The 15040-nt window shown below is 34.9% G+C and carries 14 protein-coding genes and 1 pseudogene; 8 read left to right on the forward strand and 7 right to left on the reverse strand.

What is annotated here, in order from left to right; genetic code table 11:
• Window positions 1–13: 13 nt before the first annotated feature.
• The 4 genes and pseudogenes from FC57_RS09205 to FC57_RS09220 all read left to right on the forward strand — a co-directional run bounded on the left by FC57_RS09205 (window position 14) and on the right by FC57_RS09220 (window position 4930).
• Window positions 14–331 carry a hypothetical protein gene (locus tag FC57_RS09205; RefSeq protein WP_007127102.1) on the forward strand — a complete coding sequence of 106 codons (318 nt, stop codon included), beginning with the start codon at window positions 14–16 and terminating at the stop codon, window positions 329–331.
• Between the two features lie 32 nt (window positions 332–363).
• Entirely contained in the window at window positions 364–1359 is a 996-nt protein-coding gene (locus FC57_RS09210) for a helveticin J family class III bacteriocin (RefSeq protein ID WP_007127103.1), read from the forward strand.
• 118 nt (window positions 1360–1477) lie between these two features.
• A pseudogene (locus FC57_RS09215) lies at window positions 1478–2619 on the forward strand (SLAP domain-containing protein).
• Between the two features lie 784 nt (window positions 2620–3403).
• The gene (locus tag FC57_RS09220) at window positions 3404–4930 is read left to right on the forward strand and encodes a DNA primase family protein (RefSeq protein ID WP_007127106.1); all 1527 of its coding nucleotides are present in this window, start codon (window positions 3404–3406) and stop codon (window positions 4928–4930) included.
• 240 nt (window positions 4931–5170) lie between these two features.
• Here the strand turns inward: FC57_RS09220 and FC57_RS09225 are convergent, their stop codons facing one another.
• Window positions 5171–5443: a helix-turn-helix domain-containing protein gene (locus tag FC57_RS09225; protein WP_003625691.1), complete on the reverse strand. Its 273-nt coding sequence runs from the start codon at window positions 5441–5443 to the stop codon at window positions 5171–5173.
• Between the two features lie 259 nt (window positions 5444–5702).
• On the opposite strand from FC57_RS09225, the gene FC57_RS09230 reads away from it, so the two are divergent.
• Both FC57_RS09230 and FC57_RS09240 read left to right on the forward strand, forming a co-directional pair.
• Window positions 5703–6227: a helix-turn-helix domain-containing protein gene (locus FC57_RS09230; RefSeq protein ID WP_003625689.1), complete on the forward strand. Its 525-nt coding sequence runs from the start codon at window positions 5703–5705 to the stop codon at window positions 6225–6227.
• A 1447-nt stretch (window positions 6228–7674) separates the two neighbouring features.
• Window positions 7675–7929 (forward strand): hypothetical protein, encoded by a 255-nt coding sequence (locus FC57_RS09240; protein ID WP_007127109.1) that lies wholly within the window; start codon window positions 7675–7677, stop codon window positions 7927–7929.
• 403 nt (window positions 7930–8332) lie between these two features.
• Here the strand turns inward: FC57_RS09240 and FC57_RS11440 are convergent, their stop codons facing one another.
• From FC57_RS11440 to FC57_RS09250, 3 genes are all read right to left on the reverse strand, one after another.
• Window positions 8333–8434, reverse strand: coding sequence for a winged helix-turn-helix transcriptional regulator (locus FC57_RS11440; protein ID WP_230853000.1), 102 nt, complete (start codon window positions 8432–8434; stop codon window positions 8333–8335).
• Between the two features lie 398 nt (window positions 8435–8832).
• A complete protein-coding gene (locus FC57_RS09245; protein WP_005728417.1) occupies window positions 8833–9438 on the reverse strand; it encodes a recombinase family protein in 606 nt (201 codons plus the stop codon).
• 582 nt (window positions 9439–10020) lie between these two features.
• Window positions 10021–10884: a helix-turn-helix domain-containing protein gene (locus tag FC57_RS09250; protein WP_056990028.1), complete on the reverse strand. Its 864-nt coding sequence runs from the start codon at window positions 10882–10884 to the stop codon at window positions 10021–10023.
• A 101-nt stretch (window positions 10885–10985) separates the two neighbouring features.
• Between FC57_RS09250 and FC57_RS09255 the strand changes: the two genes are divergently transcribed.
• Both FC57_RS09255 and FC57_RS11415 read left to right on the forward strand, forming a co-directional pair.
• A complete protein-coding gene (locus FC57_RS09255) occupies window positions 10986–12263 on the forward strand; it encodes an MFS transporter (RefSeq protein ID WP_007127096.1) in 1278 nt (425 codons plus the stop codon).
• Between the two features lie 38 nt (window positions 12264–12301).
• Window positions 12302–12424: a hypothetical protein gene (locus FC57_RS11415; RefSeq protein WP_003625708.1), complete on the forward strand. Its 123-nt coding sequence runs from the start codon at window positions 12302–12304 to the stop codon at window positions 12422–12424.
• Between the two features lie 1549 nt (window positions 12425–13973).
• On the opposite strand, the gene FC57_RS11345 is transcribed toward FC57_RS11415, so the two are convergent.
• Genes FC57_RS11345 through FC57_RS09275 form a run of 3 tightly spaced genes read right to left on the reverse strand, consistent with a single transcriptional unit; the run spans window position 13974 to window position 14738 of the window.
• Window positions 13974–14225: a hypothetical protein gene (locus FC57_RS11345; protein ID WP_007127099.1), complete on the reverse strand. Its 252-nt coding sequence runs from the start codon at window positions 14223–14225 to the stop codon at window positions 13974–13976.
• A 20-nt stretch (window positions 14226–14245) separates the two neighbouring features.
• Window positions 14246–14395, reverse strand: coding sequence for a hypothetical protein (locus FC57_RS11350; protein WP_236695728.1), 150 nt, complete (start codon window positions 14393–14395; stop codon window positions 14246–14248).
• Complete coding sequence (locus FC57_RS09275) at window positions 14373–14738, reverse strand: helix-turn-helix domain-containing protein (RefSeq protein ID WP_007127100.1); 366 nt, start codon at window positions 14736–14738, stop codon at window positions 14373–14375. Before FC57_RS09275 ends, FC57_RS11350 begins: the two co-directional genes overlap by 23 nt.
• Window positions 14739–15040 lie beyond the last annotated feature (302 nt).

The raw sequence follows: 15040 nt of genomic DNA on the forward strand, positions 1-15040 counted from the left end.
GATTCATTTAGTCATGGATATTCATGATTGCATTGAGCTGATTACCCTAGCTTTATGGGTAATTAGCGTGATTGGTGTTGGAATCTTGAGCAGGGTTCATTTCAAGAACAAGCGCTTAGAGCAATTTCGCAATATTGCAGACTACTTGATGAAGAGTTACGTCAACTTGTACGACAAGGAAAATCTTTCTAATGAGCAAAAGATCAACCGCGTCGGCAACGCAGTAGTGAACAGTCTTGAAGCCAAAGGGTTCAAACTGAACAAGCAGGAAGTCCAGGATATTTTTGCGGAAGTGGCCAAGCAAATGGATGAGCAGACTCAAGAAAAGTAGTAATAATTTTTAAATTTTTCGGAGGTTTTATTATGAAAACATTGAATGAAACTACAAATGTTAATATTTTAAGTCAATTTGATTTAGGTACTGGATATCAAGCAGTTGTTCAAAAGGGTAATGTAGGATCAAAATATGTTTACGCTTTGCAATTACGTGGAGACACAACAACTATCTTGCGCGGTTATCGTGGATATAATATTAATAACTCTATTCTTGAATTGTCAGGACAAGCTGGCGGCCACACCCAAACTTGGGAATTTGCCGGAAATCATAATGATATCAATGGTAATACTAGAGCTGGCCAATGGTTTGTAGGCGTTAAACCATCCTATAACGATCCTAAATATAAATGGGCAAAGCAAATTGCACGTGTTGATATTCGCTACACTTCAGGTCCTCATGCTTCAAACACTGAGTTTCCACGTTTAGCATATCTTAACCGTGCTGGTTCTGATCCATTTAGCGGTGATGACATGACTCATGCGGAAGCTGCTGTTTCACCAGATTACACTAAATTTTTAATTGCAACTATTGAAGATGGTGAAATTGGTCACTTTACGATTTATGACTTAGATACTATTAACAATGCCTTAGACAATGCGGGCACTGGGTATGTAAGCTTAGACGGTTTCCCATATCAAACTAGTTTTACTATTTCAAATCTTTATGGTGATGGTCAGGATAATATTATCAATTCAATTCAAGGTTTTGATCTTGATAATAATGGCAATATCTATATTTCAAGTCAACATTATCCATCTCTAAAAAATGGACATTGGTCAGTTCACCACAAGCAAATTGTTAAAATTCCTTACTATGCACAAAGTGAAGATGCAGAATCCCAATGGAGTTCGGTAAACTTAAGCGCATTTGGTGGATTAGATATTTCTGGTAAGCACAGTGAAGTAGAAAGTATTCAAATTATTGATGAAGATCACTGTTACTTAACCGTAGCTTATCATGCTAATGTGTATGGTGAAAATAAGACTGTTTTAAATAAGATCTATGAATTAACTTGGGATTAATCTAATATAGATAAATTGATCTTTGGGCATTAAGTCGCAGCGGCTTAATGCCCTTTTTTGATGCTTTAACTTGTTTATAGAGATATAATTGCAATGAAGATATTTGAAAAGGATGATTATGATGAAGAATAAGGCTCTATTAATTTCTGCAACTGCATTAATGGCTGTTGCACCTTTGGCTGCTTTAACAAGTACAACTCAAGCTGCAAGCACCGATGCAGATACTGCGATTACCAAGACGATTATGCATACTTCAATGGGATATGACAAAAATGGAAAAAGCACAGGAAATAAATACTATGCCTACAGAACAGTTAATGTCATGACAACACCTGTAAAAATTAATGGTGACTTCTACTATAGAATATATGGATCAAATCAATATATAAAAGCTACTAACATTGATGGTGTAACCAGAAAGATTACTCATAATACGTATATTTATCGTTCTTCTAATGGCAGAACTTCTTACAACGGCCGCTGGAAGTTATATGCAGGACAAACTGTGACTACTTATGGTGGCTCGTATAAATTTAGAAATGGTAAGCACTATTTCAGAGTAGGTGGACCACAAAAGCAATATATTAAATCGTACAATTTAGGACCCGTAATTAGTGTTAATACAAATGTCAACACTAATTCTTCTTCATCTCAAGAAACTACTCAGAAGAAACGACCGTTACTGTAACTGATAAGCGTGCTGCTCTTTGTGTTGAGGTACCTGATAAAGATGCTGTTCAGCCTTCAGGAAAGTATGCAAAACAAGGCGATAAATTTACAGTAGATCGTTTGGAAAAAGGTACACGTGCTGATACTGGTAGTGATGGTGATGATGACGGTGAATTAGCAATCTATCATATTAAAGGAACAAATTATTGGATTTACAGTCATTCTGTTAAAGCTGCAAAAGAAATACCAACTGTAACTTACAATAAAACCAAAAAGTCACTGATTCAGTTTACTAAACCAACCGATATTTATAATGCTGATGGTACTAAAATTGACTTTAAGGGTGATCAGGTTAGAAAACAAGGCGGAAGTTATAGAGTAGATAAATTGCTTTATATCTGGGTTCCAAGTGAAAAGAAAGCAGAGTTGTTCTACCATTTAGTCAGCAATTCAGTATACAGTAATCATGGAGAAGTAACTTTTTCCGATGGTTACGTAAAGGCTAGTGATGTACAATTTGATCCTGATAGTACTGCATTAACTCCATCAAACACTGCTGCAGAAGCTCAAGCAGCCGCAGTGAAGAAGTAAATTTGCAAATATGCAAAAAAGTCGCCCCGAAGGACGACTTGGTAGTGGCGCAGCTATGCTACGAATCAACGTAGAAACTGATCAAGCATATGCTTTAATCGCTTCTTAAGAGCTTTCTTAAAGCACTTGATGCTTTCGCGGTCGATCGGTATAACTACTAGTACGAGAAAGTATGCACGTGATGTGCGTGGGCTACTAGCTGGTAGCTCAAAAATTAGCAGGGCGGTCGAATGACCGTCTTTTTTATTGGATAAAAGATCGGGAATTCTTCAAATGTGCAAAAAGAAAGCCTTACCGCTAACACGGTAGGGCTTTTTGAATATGTTGCTTTCTAACACTGTAATTACTTCGTTGCTACATGGATTGTAACACAGAAAACTAAAATTCTTGCGTGTACATCAAATATGGTATTATCTTTAAAATTAACTAACATCAACTCAAATTAAAAAGACTTCATTTTTGGGATTTAGAATCAACTAAAAGCAAAAAAAGCCTTATTATATCAACGTTTCTAAAGACTATTAAGTTTGGTATAATAATGAAAGAAATTAAAAAGAGAACACGAAAAAAGCAATTCCGATGACTCAGTCTGGTAAACTAATTCGAAGTTGCTTTGATCTAACAGTCAATTTTATATGAATTCAAGACGCTATTTATGTCCTTAATTCTCTAAGTATTATACACGAAAAATATACCTATTGCAAAGTCTCGTGAGATAGATCAAAGCAGAAGAAGCCTTCGGAATTGTCCAAACTCGTGTCTGGCAAAACGGAGGTTTTTTAGTATGCCAAAAAAGAAAGAAAAAGAAAATTCACTACATTTAGTTGAGAAAAAGGACAGTAATTTTAAAGCGCGTCCTAGCTGGGCACAACCGATTATCGATCAGTACGGTAATACACGAGGCTGGCGAGCTAAGCCAAACTTGTTAGCGAAGACCATATTAGATGATAATGAGATGTTTTCTGTAGTTGACGACAATGGCAAGTCAACCAGCTACATCTATAATGGAGATTATTGGGAACCAGTTGATCTTGCAGGGATTAGGAATATCGTGGCAAGCTACTTTTACGATGATGAGTACCGCCATGCCTATAATCTGCTAAGTAGTAAGGTCGTAAACGATACTGCTAACCTTGTTACAGCGTTAATGGACAGACGAAAGTATGAAGATACATTCGATCAGAGTGACCCATTGAATCTGAACTACATTCCATTTGATTATTATGATTACAACATTATGACGAATCAGAATGTCGAGCATTCTCCTGAGCGTTATTTCACTTATAAGCGAGATTACGATCTTGAAGATGGTGACGCAGAATGTACAAATCAATGGTTATTAGAGAGTCTAGGCGGTGATGAGAAGCTATTAGAATTAATAAAAATCCTTATTGGTGCTAGCTTCTACCGCTGCTACAAACCACTTCAATTCGTGATCTTCATTACTGGTGAAGGTGGGGACGGTAAGTCTGAATTTTTAGATTATTGGGGTTCAAAGTTAATTGGTTCTCGGACTAACTCTCATTTGTCGTTTGATCAAATTGTAAAGACAGGTACTAATTTCGCACTTGCAGAGCTGTATCACAAAGAACTCAATACCTATGATGACTTGAATGCTTCTTACATTGATTCATCAATGATGGGAACAGCCAAACAGTTGACTGGTGGTAATCCGTTTGACGCAGAGGTCAAGAATAAAAGAAATTTGCGGTTTGCCAACTACGCTACAATGGTATTTGCGACAAACGACATGCCAGAGATTCAGAATTTAGGATTTGCGGAAAAACGGAGAATTTACATTTTCAAATGGCACAAAATTCCGAATTTTGAAGAAAAATATGGAATGCTTAGAATTACTAAAGAGCGTGGTGCATTCGCTAAACAGTGTATTGATGCATTTTCAATTGCCAAGTTACGTAGAGATACAGGAGAATCTCAACAGGATGTGCTTCCTAAATGTGAAGCTATCGAGGAGAATTGGAAACAATTCCAGCTTGATAGTGACCCTGTAGCCAGGTTCGTGGCTTCCAGATGTGAGGCAGATCCAGAATATACAGGGGATCATGGTTGGATTGTTGAGAAGCATGATCTATATACTAATTTCATCGATTGGGCAGATAAGCACAATTTGAAAGTTAAGGGAATGACAGAGCGAAAATTCAATAAGAAAATTAAAAAATTAGGATTCCAAGAAGTTGTTAGAAAAGTTAGCTACAAAGCTACCAGAGTTTGGCAAAATATGATGCTGTTACCTGATGGAGTTGAAAATGATACAGATAGTAAAATTGGTCTAAAAGAAATAAACTATTAAAAGAGCCCTAAATGGGGCTTTTTTTGTATGGTTACAAAAAAAGTTACAGTTTTTTGTAACCTTTTGTAACCAATACTACATAAAGCCCTATATATCAACATTTTTTAAGGTTACAGTTTTTGTAACCTTTTTTGTAACTTTAAACTATCTAAATAACATAAAAAACAGGTTAACCTAAGCCACATTAATAGTAAGGCTAAATAAAAAAGCTATGTTCCTTAAATTTGTGACATAACTTTTTTACTCGCCATTAGTTAATGGTTTAAATGAAATTACCGCCTTTAAGCCTAAGCCTTTAGCATAGCGATCTAGCGTTTCTAAGCTGGGAATTGAAGTTAGATTCTCAATTTTAGCTAATTGTGGTTGTTTCATACCAATTCTTTTAGCTAACTCTACTTGAGAGATTCCTTGTTTAATCCTTTGGGCATGTAGATATGCTAAACCTTCAATAGTACTCATATCCTTTGGACTAATAGAAGTTAATTCTTTTTTTACATCATTCCATGTTGTCATGATTATCTTCCCTTTCTAACTAATTAATCGTACACAAAAAAAGCACGTACCGCTTTCCGTACGTGCCGCTCCTTAAGAAGTCTTTGCATAGATTGTGCGCCTTCTTTTAACTAGCATAGTGTTAAGGCAGTGGGCAACCCGATCAAAATATGATCCTTTATTTCTACTGCTATTCTTATTGTTTAATATAAACTATTGAGAAGAATGTTACAATTTATATGTTAACTCTACAAGTTAGGCTAACAAGGAGTAAGCTAACATGAAAATAGACAAAAATAAGACATATACAGTAACTCAGATTGCTACTATAGCAGGGGTTAGCAAAGCTTCTGTAAGTAGATGGCTATCAGATAGACATGTTAGCCCAGACCACACTAAAGGTAAGGCTAAGTATTTCAATGCAACATACGTTAAACAATATCTAGAAGCTCATAAAGCCCCGTCTAACAAGACTTCCAAGACACCAACAGCTATTGAGTTGTTACAGGAACAAGTAAGTCAACTAACAGCAGAAAACAAGCGATTAGTTGCTAGAATCGAAAAGCAAGATCAGCAAATAAAAGAAAAAGATCAACAAATTTCTAATTGGACGAGTCAAAGTGCAGTCATTAGTAAGTTAGCTAACGATTCTCATAACATGACAGTGAAGCTCCTTGAAAATAGCAATACCAGTGCTGAGAGCAATGATGAGAAAGTTAGTTCAACTGTAGAAACCGATAATCAAGCAAACGAGAATGCTGAAAAGCCCCGCTCTAACTGGTTTCAACGAATTTTTGGCAAATAAAGTGTAAAAAAAAGCCCCAGTCGCCTTGTTTAGGCTTCTTGGGAGCTTTTTGTGTTGTACATAATTATTATATTTACAAGCCGATTATAATCTCTGGAGTTTTGAAAAAGAAATTTCTTGCACACAAAAAAAACAGATTATGTTTGCAAGAAAAAATAATTTTTGTTAAGCGCAGTGAAAATTTATTAAGCTAAAAAATGTTGGCAGCATAATTTTGTCGTCAAAAAAATTGAAGCAGAAAATAATTTTTCGCAATAAAAATTTGAAATTAAATGATTTTACTCAAAAAAATTAATTCAAATTTGCGCTCTTGTGCTAATTTCTTTCGAGTTAATTTTAAAGCTATGGCAAAAAATAAAATCAAATTCAAAGTCAGAGCACAAAAAATTTTTTTCATTTGTTGGACTAGAAAAATATAGATTACCTGAAAAAATTATTTTTTTGTGATCTACTAGACACAAATATGAGATCAAATTTGAAAAAATTCTGTTTTATTGAGTGAAAAATTTTTAGATAGAGCAATTTAAATTGCTAAATAATTTATCCTTGAGTGATATTTTAAGTAAAAAATTTTTTGCTTTTTTGAACTCGCACAGAAAAATCAAAAAGCAATTAGGAAAATTTTATTTGCTTTATTAAGTCATCCAAATTTAGCAAAAAGAAAAATTAAGGAAGAAAATTTTGATAATTAGCAAAAAATTTTGATAAAAAAGTATGACGTAAGTAGACGTAATGTTTGACGCAAAAACCGCCAAGTTCGGGTTTTAACTAAAAAAGGTGACGTCTTTTTCCGCCAATTAAGGCTATAAGCGAACATTTTTGACGTCTAAAGACGCCAAAATTTCAAAAAGTGACCCCACTTCTAAAAATGCGAAATCGCTTGGTATAACCAAGCCCAGCACACCTTGCAAAACGGTGTGGGGTCAGATTTCCCTTATGCTCTTTACTGGAGAGAGTCAAAATCTCAAAAAAGACGTAAATTTGCGTCATGAAAAAATTAGACGACAAAAATTTAACAGTTTAAAAGTTCATTTTTCCTCAAAAAAACAAAACCACCTGTGATTTGTTTTTTCATTTTATGCTTAATCATAGGAAGCAAAAGCTTTCAAAATTATTTAATGGAAAACGGAAGGTGCTCGGAATGAACAAGTTTTCAAAGTATGAAATTTTTGAGGCAGCTGTGAAAGCTACCAAAGATAAGAACCTCACTTTAAAGGATGTTGAAGTTCAACTGAAAAAAATTAGGGTTTTCGACTTCAGAGAAAGAATTTTCAAATGCTACCAGGTTAGCAGTAGTCGCTCGTTTCAAATTGGAAAAAGCTAAGAAACAGTCAGATAAGCAATTGATTGCTTCACTGGAAAAAGAAGTTCAAGATTTGCGAAAGCAATTGGACAATCAATTTCAGTTGGTTGCTGTAGTGAAAAAATCAATGATAAAATTAACGATTTGCTTGAGGCAGTTTCTAATTTAAATGAGCAAGTTGAAGAACTGAAGACGGAAAAAAATGAGCAGAATGTTGCAACTAATTCCAATGATTATTCCCAAAATTCAGATGATGAGATACCTACAGCAACGAATTCTTTTGCTGATAGCGCTGAAATTTCAAATAGAATTAATACCGATAACGATCAGGATCAGCAAGGTGATAATGCGGAAACAAATTTTGAATATTCCGATGATCGTGATGGAGATGACCAATAAATAATTAAAAAAAGGAGTAGACAAAATAGCATTAAGTCAGAAATTAGCTTTGAATAATGATTTTCAAAACAAAAAAGCCCTGCTATTATGCAGAGCCACCGCGCGTTCGCAAGTTATCGTCTTGCTGCGCATGCATCCATGATCATTGGACGCGACAATTTTCCTACATGTATTATAACATGCTAAAATAAAAATGCATGTCATTCATGCACATTCTAGGGTTGGCTCAATCAACCACCCTATAGGAGGTGAGAGACGTTGGACGACATGACAATTTTCCTAATTTGCGTTCTGCTACATGAGCTCCATTTAGTTCTTCGGGAACTAAATAATCTACTTGATAAGTAGTCATCATTAGTAGACGCGACCAGAGTCATCGGCAGTTGTATAGTCGGTGACTTTTTTATTTTGCATTCTTTAATTCTCTAAAGCGTCGATAAATTGGTGTTTTGGAGATCCCTAATTTCTTGCTGATTTCAGAATAGCTCCTGTATGCAACCTCCAGGCAAAATCAATTTGTTCTGGAGTGTACTTTCGAAGCATACCATCATGGAGGTTGGTATTATTAGCTTTCGCTCATGCCTTGTTTTCCCAAGATGAAAAAGTGCGACAGATCAACGCTTTTTTATTTTTTTGGTCAAATTTTAGAAATATGCTAAATAAAAAAAGCGGTCAAACGACCGCCCACGTTTTGCATGCCTCGTTCATGTCGACAGCATAACACTAATCCTTTAATCATTATAACATGATAAAATGGTTATGGCATGCTTTTGTGCCCCTACACTGCTGTAAAAGGCTAGAAAGGAGCTGTATCATGTCAGATGTTGTAACACTAATCCTAACAATCGCACTTTTGAATGAATTACATTTAGTCCTTCACGAACTAAACCAGCTATTAAAGCACTAGTGCAAAAAGTCGTCCTTCGGGGCGGCTTTTTTGTCTCTTAACTCTCTAAAACGCCGGTAGATAGTTGCTTTTGACATACCTAATTTCCGACTGATTTCAGAATAGCTCATGTGGTCTTGAGTATGGAGCTTCCACGCAAAATCAATTTGTTCTGAGGTGTACTTTCGAGGCATACCATCATGGAAGTTAGGATTATTGGCTTTTGCCCATGCCTTGCCTTCCTGGGTTCGGTTCACGATAAGATCACGTTCAAATTCTGCAAATGCACTGAATACAGTGAAGATTAGACGGCCACTTGGTGAATTATCAATCGTACCAATATTTAAGACGCGTAGAATGATTCCCTCAGCATTTAATTGTTTAACAATGTTCAATGCGTCCTGAGTATTACGTGCTAGTCGATCTAATTTGGTGACAATTAGGGTATCACCACTACCAATTTGAGCCATCAATTTATCGAATTCTGGTCGATTTGCTGTGGTGCCTGTGTATTTATCCTTAAAGATTTTGGTCGCTCCTGCCTGTTTTAGGTCTTCAACTTGAGTTGCATAGTCCTGCTGAGTAGTTGAAACACGAGCATAGCCATAAATGGTATTTGTCATATATTTCCTTTCAATTATGAATACAAGTTATGAATATGGCTTATGCCCTAATCTTATAAGATTCTACTTTTGTATTCAAGACTTTCAACTTTTGATTACAAAACAAAAAGCAGTTTCTAAAAAGAAACTGCTTAAGTATTATTATTTTCAATAATTACCATTTAATATCGATCTTAATATGACCTAAAATTGAAGTTCTCATTTATCTCACCTCTTTAGTTATTTAAATTTGATTAAAACTCCATCTGTTGTTGGATGTAATTTTTGGCTTTTTTGTTTACCAGCAGAAGATTGATTAATTACTTTTTTCTTTTTCTTCATTCGGGTTACCAAGTTCCAATGTATGGTGGTGGACCAATATGAACCCCACTCATAAAACACATTATTTGTTCATCTCCTTGATATTAAAATCAATGCTTCATAATCACTTTAACTGTGACGTCCAAAGGATTAATTTTCATTTTTAACTCTTCCTTTCTTGATTACGATTCTAATATACTCATAAAAGACAAAGTAAAATAAGAAATGTCGTATTTGAAAAATAGTTTCGAATACGATATTTCTGTCATTTCAAATTTTTAATTATCTATTTTTTCGATATTTGTCAAAAAATAATTGAATTTGTTGTCCATATTCTGTCATACCTAAAAGACCAAAATTATTTATCGCAATCTTACAATTGTTTAATGCCTTCTTATTATTGGTTTTAAGATATTCAATGAAATTCTCAAAAAATAATAAATCGTTCTTATAAAAGAAGAGATCAGGATTAGTTTTAATTTGCGTCGCGCTTTGAATAAAAAAGTCTATATCGTTCAGTTTATGTTGCTCAATAGTAAAAACAAGTATATTGATAATAATCGCTAGAATTTTCTCTTGAATGTCAATATCATTTTCCTTTTGATATTGATTAATGATTTGTGTGGCTATCATCTTATCAGTATCTAAGTCAAAGAATCGCATAAAATTACAAAATAAGGTTATCTTAGCTTCATTAAGATTAGGAATATTAAAAATTTGTTCCTTTATTTTTCTCCCGACTTCATTGTCGGGGTCTTCATCTGGTTTTTTCATTGACTCTAGCCAGCCATCAACTAGTAATTTTTGTTCTTGCTTGTCTTTTTTCGCTAAGCTACTTTGATCGATTAAACTTTTAATGTGCTCAAGCTCTTTCTTATCGTTATTATAATAAGCATCTAGCATTAAATCATTAAAGTCTCGCAACTGCTGATATTTGAATTGATCATCTTGATCCAACCGGGTAAAAAAGTCCCGCGGTGAGATGTCATTATAGTGCAATAATGCTAATAGGTCACTTGCGGTAATTCGATGAATGTTTTTTTCTACTTTAGAATAATAAGATGGACTTATAATTTGCCCAATAAATTCTTTTTGTTTTTTGTTCTGGCTAAGTCGATATTCTTTTAAAAGTTCTCCAATGGTCATTTTGTATCTCCTTAAAAATTTCGAATACGACATTTTTCGTATTTTTATTATAGGACTTCTATTCTAATCTGTGAAAACTAAATAAGAAGGAGCCCTCTATTATGAATATTTTTCTAAAAAACAAAGACTATCGCCAATTTTCTATTGCCAGTTTTCTATCCAGTGCTGGTGATATTCTCTTTTATTTAGCATTAATGACTTATGCCAGTAAATTACAAAACTACTCACTTGCCCTATCATTAATTGCTATTTCAGAAGCAATTCCAAGATTTTTTGATATTTTTGGTGGTTATTTAGCTGATCGAACCCATCACAAATTCAAAAATATCTTCTTAATGTGTATGCTCCGCTTTATCCTATATCTTGTCGTTGGTTTGCTCTTTGCTAGTCATTTAAATGACTGGATCTTAGTATTAGCCGTTATTTTGATTAACCTTATCTCCGATACATTTGGTTCATATTCAAGTGGTTTAATTTCTCCCTTGGTGGCCGATATTGTTGGTAAAGAAGATTTTGGTATTGCTGAAGGCTTTACTAGTGGTGTTGCTGAAGTAATTAATACAGTGGCTCAATTTGCTGGTGCCGGTTTGTTACTGTTTATGTCTTACTCTAGCTTAGCCTACTTCAATGCTTTAACCTTTTTAATTGCCGGTTTTCTTTATTTAAGAGTCGGCTATATACATCAGAAGAAGGGGGAATCACTTGAACATCAAGAAATAAATAAGAAAAATTTCTGGGAAACTATGAAAACTTCTTATAAACAGGTTAGAAAACAGCATAGCTTATTGAGTGTCGTACTGATCATAGCTATTTTAAATGGCATTTTGGATGCCATGGAAGCTTTAATCCCAATTGTCATGGCTGGTCATCGCTCTACGATGATTATTTCTACTTATAGTTTCACAATTGCTATTATTGGGGTAATTATCAGTATTGGTGCCGCCTTAGGTAGTATGTTTGGTCCACAATTGTTTAAAAAAGTTTCTATTTTTACTGTTATTATTCTAGCTTTGATCTTTGGTTTTGGAGTTACTAGTGGTGCCTTAATTGCTAATCTTTATGTAATTTTGCCTTTCTATTTCTCGTTAGCAGTAACTGCTAGTTTAGGCTCTATTAAACTAACTCAATGGCTAGTAACAATTGTCGATCATAAAATTTTAGCTTCCAGCGTCGGGTTATTGAATACAATTTTAATGATAACGGCACCAATTATGACGACTTTTTTAACTAGTATTTCTGGTTTTAGCAACATTAAATATGCTCTATTGATTTTGTTAATTATAGAAATTTTAGTTTTGATAATCACTGTTAAAATATGTATTCAAAGTAAAAGAAAATTACAGACTACTAAAAGAGTTATGTCTACACGAACCGAGTAATTTAATAAGGAGCTGGGCTTGCGCTAAATACTTGTGCTATGACAACTGCTCCAGTGATGACTACAGTCTTCACTACTATTTCAGGTGCAAGCGATGTTAGTTTTGCTTTGATCGCATTGCTGGCTGTAGAACCTGCAGCAACCGTAAAAGTTACTGATTAATTAATAATGTTTAACAAAAAATGCTGAAATTGCTAATTTAATGCAATTTCAGCATTTTTATATGAAGAATTCTCTTTTAAAGTTGTTGAAAGTGCTTTATAATAGCTACTAACAACTTAATAAAAGAGAGCAATAAAAAAGCCTTGTTAAGATATTGGCGTATCTCCTCAAGGTCAAGCTCATCGATTAGACCAATTAATCAATAAGTGATTTTTAAACTTTCTTATGTTTCCATTTTAGCAAGGTAAACACTATAATTCAACAGTTTAAAGCAGTGAATTATGAGAGAAAGTAATAAAAAAGATGATTAACAGGCTATAGTCAATGAGTTTGACTATAGCTTTTTTAGTGGGTTGATAACCCTTAACGCTTAGGGAACGGCTATCCATGTTAATCACTAATTTAAGCCCCTCAGTTGCTGGAGAAGCGCCAGTCTGGGAGTAAACTACCATAGGTAAGCTAAACCTGGTATTTCGCAAATACTAAAGACGTGGCAAATTGTCCATGCGGGTTGATTAACCTAATTGAGTCAATAAGGAAGCCTTGGAAATGCTAACGACTATCCTTTAGATCGTAATGTTCAAGTTTACTCGAGTTATTGAACAGAAACAAAAAAACTCTCGTCCAACGTGACGTAAAACCGAGATCGAAAAGGAACAAGGGCAGGGTGAGTTCAAACGGTCGGCGAAAATTAATTGCTGAGATCTGAAGCAAAAAAGCTTGATTTTTGAGCAATTAATTTTCGACTGTACGGAAGCCATACGCCTCCTCAATAGCCACGCTTAGGCTAACTATTGAGGAGGCGCGAAGCGCCTCTACCTTTAAGCCCCGTGGGGCTTAAAGGATTTTTTTATGGGTTTTTTAGGTTGGTTGGGGTTTGGAATGAATTTGTTTATTTAGAAAAAAGTAGTAGGAACTGGTTAGGAAGCAGTAGGTATGAATTAGTCAAAGAAGCCTTATGGTCAGAATGGGATTGTTGGAATATGGGAGTTAGTAGTGGAGGTTTTAGTGAATGATTGAAAGAGACTAGTGTTTCTCTGAAAAAGTAGAGGGTGAAGAAAGTTATCTGATGAAGCAGTTATTGATTAGGAAGTCAAAGGAAGGGCGTAGTGCTGGGGTTTCAGGAAGATTAGCAATAGTTAGACTGTTACAGGATAACTTAAAGGGAAAATTGGTAGAAATGGATGAAATGACAGTTGGATTTAGGTTAAGGATTGGACTGTTTCAGGGCTTGGTTAAAAGTTTATGAAGTTAGTGGATTAGGTGTATTTGATTGAGTAAAGAAATGGTTTTGTTAGGGCAGTCCTTGACGAAGTAGCAAAAGAGCAGTTAGAAGTAAAATGATAGTGGCATTTTTGAAAATGAAAAGCTAATATGTAAACATTAGCTTTGGAGATTTAAGCATGGTGCTACCATGTGCTTGATATAATGTGTTTAGGAATAAGTTAAGCTAACATGACGTTAACTGTGCAGAGAGTAGGGGGTCATTTGACCGTCTTTTTTTATGCAAACAAAAAGAAGCCTGTTAAAGCAAGCTCCTAGGTGTCGATTATTTTCGTTTAAATAATTCTTTAGTGATGTCAGTTACTCGGTCTGGTATTCCGTATGATTGCATGAAGAGACCAGGTTCTTCGAAACAGTCGCCTTTTCTGCAGGAATAATCATAGATTAGTTTTACTGAAAAGATGTCAGCTGGATCTTCTTCAGAGTTATGCCCTGCAAAAGTTTGATTTCTGTGTGAGTCTAGGTCGCCATTAGCCAGCATAATATGACCTATTTCATGACCAATTGAGAACGGCACCTCTTCTGGGCGATACCAATTTATGTTAAAATGGCCAAGCGGTGTTGCTTTAAAGATAAGGGGCGATAAGTTGGATTTACATCAACAAATTCAACTACAATTTCGTGTTTTTTAGCATAGGCTAATAACCAGTCTATGAGTTCTTGTCTATTCTGCTCTGCTGTTGTCATGCCGCTTTATAAGTCCTTTTTTGATGTCACGTTCCATAAGTTGACGAACTATGTTAAGGTAGTCATCTGGAATGGTATAGCCATGATAGTAGTATGGTACTTCACCATCTATTGAGATACCCCCGGTTTCATCAGCCTTAGGCGCGGGATTATCTGTCTTACCACTTAAGTAGCTAGTGGATGTATGTAGTACATCTGCGACTGCATTGAGGGCGTCAATGCCCGGTCTTTGATTTTTCCAATTGTAAATACTATTCCTTCCCAAACCTGCTTTATCGTTTACCTCACGGAGGTTCATTTTGTATTTTTTTGCTAATTCTTTTGTGCGCTCTAATTCAATCATGTCAGCCTTTCTCGAATATTTGTTCAGAAAAAATAATAGTTTTTTAGCTTTTTTTATTGACGATATTAGTTTATTAGCTTATAGTAAATATTGTCAACGAGATATGAAAAAAAGAAAACAACCTAAGTTAATCGAATTCTTGGCGGAATGATCATCAGCTTTCGGTTATTTCTTATGCCTACATATTAGCTTAAAAACTAATATAAGTCAAGTGCTTTAGTGTCTTGTTGAACATCATCAAACAGAGGTGAAGTCCGATGGACATTCATTACCCCCCTCTGATCATTTGATCAAAAGAGAGG

Origin of the sequence: Lactobacillus ultunensis DSM 16047 (assembly GCF_001436305.1) — a bacterium.
GTDB classification, from domain to species: domain Bacteria; phylum Bacillota; class Bacilli; order Lactobacillales; family Lactobacillaceae; genus Lactobacillus; species Lactobacillus ultunensis.